Origin of the sequence: Bradyrhizobium sp. SHOUNA76, assembly GCF_023006445.1 — a bacterium.
Classification (GTDB): Bacteria; Pseudomonadota; Alphaproteobacteria; order Rhizobiales; family Xanthobacteraceae; genus Bradyrhizobium.
On record NZ_JALBHA010000566.1, the window covers coordinates 1 to 3,827 of the forward strand.

6 protein-coding genes are annotated in these 3,827 nt (G+C 62.6%); 3 read left to right on the plus strand and 3 right to left on the minus strand.

Going from position 1 to position 3,827, the window contains the following annotated elements:
* Window positions 1-228: hypothetical protein (locus tag MOV74_RS33325; RefSeq protein ID WP_246931235.1), on the plus strand; the 228-nt coding region annotated here is incomplete at its 5' end.
* 30 nt (window positions 229-258) lie between these two features.
* On the opposite strand, the gene MOV74_RS33330 is transcribed toward MOV74_RS33325, so the two are convergent.
* Entirely contained in the window at window positions 259-741 is a 483-nt protein-coding gene (locus MOV74_RS33330) for a nucleoside deaminase (protein WP_246931236.1), read from the minus strand.
* 234 nt (window positions 742-975) lie between these two features.
* Here MOV74_RS33330 and MOV74_RS33335 point away from each other — a divergent pair, with 234 nt between their 5' ends.
* On the plus strand, window positions 976-2,349 hold the full coding sequence (locus MOV74_RS33335; RefSeq protein ID WP_246931240.1) for a hypothetical protein: 1,374 nt from the start codon (window positions 976-978) through the stop codon (window positions 2,347-2,349).
* 56 nt (window positions 2,350-2,405) lie between these two features.
* Here the strand turns inward: MOV74_RS33335 and MOV74_RS33340 are convergent, their stop codons facing one another.
* On the minus strand, window positions 2,406-2,627 hold the full coding sequence (locus MOV74_RS33340) for a hypothetical protein (protein ID WP_246931237.1): 222 nt from the start codon (window positions 2,625-2,627) through the stop codon (window positions 2,406-2,408).
* 349 nt (window positions 2,628-2,976) lie between these two features.
* Between MOV74_RS33340 and MOV74_RS33345 the strand changes: the two genes are divergently transcribed.
* Entirely contained in the window at window positions 2,977-3,159 is a 183-nt protein-coding gene (locus tag MOV74_RS33345) for a hypothetical protein (protein WP_246931238.1), read from the plus strand.
* Between the two features lie 33 nt (window positions 3,160-3,192).
* On the opposite strand, the gene MOV74_RS33350 is transcribed toward MOV74_RS33345, so the two are convergent.
* On the minus strand, window positions 3,193-3,827 hold a 635-nt coding region (locus MOV74_RS33350; protein ID WP_246931239.1), incomplete at its 5' end, for a VWA domain-containing protein.

Genomic DNA, 3,827 nt, shown 5'->3' on the forward strand with positions numbered 1-3,827 from the left:
GCGGCGAGCCGCCGGGATCACTCCCTGCTTCTTAGTTCGACCGGGACGCGCTTCTTCGTCCCGACCTGCGGCTCCTCCTGGCGCCGCGCGCAGCGTCCGTCAAGGATGGCCTCGCTCGCCCCAACCTCACCCGGTCTGCCGCCAGGCCACGCCTTGACGGACGCGAGCACGGCGTCATCATGGCAGGCGCAGGCGATCCGTACGGCTCAAAACACCGCCGCCATTTAATGGTTGCTACGGTAGCGGTTGCCTAGACATCTACTTCGTCCACACGCCGTCGTGCAGCGCTTCGGCTTCGTCCTCGAGCAGCGGACCTACGACCTCGGTCGGCCGCTGGCCGCTTGCAAAGACTTCGCGGCACGGCAGGTCGAGCGTCGGGTTCTCCGGATGGTTGCCGGTGACGCCGCGCAGGCGATGCTCGCTGAGGCCGTAAACGACGCGGCCGATGCCGGCCCAGTAAATCGCGCCGGCGCACATCGCGCATGGCTCTGCCGAGGAATAGAGCGTCGCCGTCGCCAGCACATCGCGGCCCAGTGTGCGGCAGGCCTGCGTTGCCGCGAGACGTTCGGCATGTGCGGTGCCGTCGTGATCCGGCATGTAGCCGTTCTCGGCCTCGATCAGCACCTTGTCGTCCGTGACGACGATGCAGCCGAACGGATGATTGCCATGGGTGAGGGAGCGGCGGGCTACCGCAAAGGACAGGCGCAGAAAGTGTTCGTCGCGTTCGGATACGCCGGCCATCAGTCCTCCGCGGTCAGTGTTGCGCCATGCGGCGGCCGACCGCGGCGAGATCGGCGTCGCTGGTCCGTGCTTCATACACGAATTCGGGTGAACATCACCACCGGCCGATCGAAGTTCGGCGCCGCTGGGCAGGTCGAAAATGCCCCGCCGGAGGCCGGCAAGTCATCTGGACGAAATACGAATCAGGCAGGCTCTGGATGGTGGCCGCACCATCGGAGTTACCCCAGCCCACATATGAATAGCGATATCTCGTTGCCCTCAAATCGCGGAAACCGATTCTACCAAGGTGTGGCTGCGACGTTCTTCGCCAACGCCCTCCAGGCGGTCAATTTTCTCGGGGATCGATTCCTGAGAAAATCGCATCATTCGCTGTCGGCCCTCGAGGATCTTTACCGGCACTCGATGGACAGCGCCTTTTCGGTGACCGAGGCCTTCCTCGTCACGGGCGCACCCCACGCATCCGCTTACTACCCGCGCGATTTTGCCTGGTTCTATCCTGATGTCCTCGACCCCGAAACCATCATGGACGCACAGGACGCGGTGCGGCGGGCTCGGCTGCTCGACAAGAGCATCCGTTTGTTGCTGGAGGCGGTTCGCGCCGGCGTCGTCACCACGACCATCGTGCCGGCGGGGCGTGGTCGATATCTCGGTGTGAACTACTTCTCGCGTCCGTCGGACACGCTGCTCGGCATTCTGGCCGGCCTGCAGCAGATGATCTCCGCCGATCAGAGGGCGCCGTCCTATCTGGCGATGTCCCAATGCGCGCATGCGGGCCGCCTGCTGCTGGCCGAGTATGGCGGTGACCTGAAGCGTACGATCCTGCAGCTCGCAGGCGAGCTCGAGCCGCTCGACGATGGCGGCAGCCGGTATTTACTGTGTGACGTACATGCACCCCGCTCCGCCGCAACGGATACCCGTGCCGAGCGCCGGCGCTTCGTGACCAATGCTTGCGTCCATACGACCTTCGTGTGGAGCGTACAGCTCGGTATCGTCGACGAGATCGAATTGAAGCGGCTGCTCGGCTGCGACCTTGCGCAGTACAAGAAGGATCTGCTCCGCCTGTTCGGCAAGAACGGATATATCAGGCATTCCCTGGATGGTCCGACGAGCTCACCGGCGTCATCGGTCGCGCTGGATTTCGTCGGCGTACATCGCGGCTTCTGGGATATGAACGATGCGAGCGAGCGGGCAGCGTTCGCCGCCACGGCGGATCTGATCATTGCGGAGCCACGCTTTCGCGTCCCCAGCACGTTCCACTTCCTGGTGTCCGCGGATAATCCGCGGAACAAGATGATCCACAAGATTGCGGCTCCCGCCTATCAGGGACGTTCCTCCTGGCCCACGTTCAACGTCGAATTCGCGGATCGCATGCTGGACTATGATGAATTCTCCGCGAGCGAGACCTACCGTTCCTGCGCCCAGGGAATCTTGCAGGACATTCGGACCGCAACCGAGCTCCACGGCGGATATCAGGAGCTGATTTCCGAGCATGGTCTGAAATATCGCACCTGGGCTTATAAGGGCGCGGTGGCTCACTCCTGGTTTCCGCGTTTCCTGTCCGTCTGGAGAAGGGCGTATGGATCGCGGCTCCTCCAGTGGAATGACTGACTTGCTCGGTGATGTGCCAGCGGGGGAATGGCGCGCCGATGATCAGCGCGAAGCTGTCACGCCACGAGATCCAGCAGCCGGCACGACCCGCGCACGAGCACCTTGCGGCCGGCCGGCGTCATCGCAGGCACGCCGTCATTGATGACAACGAGGCCGAGTTCGACGAGGCTTGCGACGAGATAGGGCTTCGAGAGGCGTCCGTTCGACGGCGGGTTGCGAAGTGTGCGCAGAGCTTCCCATTGGTCCGGCGCAAGTTCGAAGTCGAAATCGTTGCTCATGTTGCCTCAAGTGATAGTGCGCGTTGGCGCCTCTGTTAGCGACGCTGCATGAAGACCGTGCGACGACAATGAGTCGGGAATTCGGTGAGCTGTTTAGAACTTCTCTTCACAAATTGCCGCAGTTCGTTGCGACACGAGAGCTCGTTCGCTCAATCGCGAACATTGCCCCGCACCGCGATCACTAATTGATGATCCGCAGTTGATGCTGCGCTGCAAGCGGCTGCAGTGCACGGGAAGTATCGCTGTCCCATTCTGCGACGCGAGATGCCTTGAAATCATGAGGCGAGCAATCCGGGATTCTGTTACGTTGATTCGCGGGGAATGACTTCACGAGGCAGGAGTGGAGTGCATGAACAGGCTGGTTGAAATTCGCAGTCAGGAATCCCTGTGCCGGGAGCGTGCGGCGCTCGATTTTGAGCGCCGGATTTTCTGGCTCGCGCAAGCCCAGGAATGGGAGCAGCGTGCGCTCGACGAAATTGCCCATCACTTCCGGGAGTGTAACGTCGGCCAGGCGGGCCTTGCGCGAAACTGACGTTTCGCACCTGCGGATGGCCGCGAGCGAGACCTACTGATAAGTCGCCACGATATCGGACACGGCGCGCTCGAGCTGTTGCGCGGTGGCGCATTGACGTACGACGCTGCAAAAGGTCGCGTAGCGCGGCATCTCGGAATCGCCAAAGCCCCAGGCGAGTCGTCCTTCGGGATTGAGCCAGACCAGCCGCTTCGAGCGTTCGGAGATGCGACGCAGGATGTCGGCACGCGGGTCGAGATTGTTGCTGCGGGCATCGCCGAGCACGATCACCGTGGTTTGCGGTGTCAGCGCGCTCATGAAGTCCTTCTCGAAATCGACCAGCGAGGAGCCGTAGTCGGACGAGCCGAAGCCGACCTTGGACATGATCTCGGCCATCGCCTCTTCCGGCGAGTTCTTCTCCAGGATCTTGCTGACCTCGATCATGTGCGATGAGAACGCGAAGGAGCGGACGTCGTCGACCACCTCGTGCAGCGAGTGGATTAGGAGCAGGAAGAAATCGGAGACCTGCGCGACCGACCCGGAGACGTCGCAGAGCGCTACGATCTTCGGCCGATCGCGATGCTTGCGCTTCCATGCGGTCAGGAAGGGCACGCTGCCCCAGGCCGCATTGCGGCGGAGCGTGCGGCGGACGTCGAGATGGCCGCGGCGCTGGCGCTTGCGCGGCTTCG

What these genes read in the sequence shown, in the direction of transcription:
- MOV74_RS33330 (WP_246931236.1), bottom strand. Translation starts at nt 741, where the DNA reads ATGGCCGGCGTATCCGAACGCGACGAACACTTTCTGCGCCTGTCCTTT.
- MOV74_RS33335 (WP_246931240.1), top strand. Translation starts at nt 976, where the DNA reads ATGAATAGCGATATCTCGTTGCCCTCAAATCGCGGAAACCGATTCTAC.
- MOV74_RS33340 (WP_246931237.1), bottom strand. Translation starts at nt 2,627, where the DNA reads ATGAGCAACGATTTCGACTTCGAACTTGCGCCGGACCAATGGGAAGCT.
- MOV74_RS33345 (WP_246931238.1), top strand. Translation starts at nt 2,977, where the DNA reads ATGAACAGGCTGGTTGAAATTCGCAGTCAGGAATCCCTGTGCCGGGAG.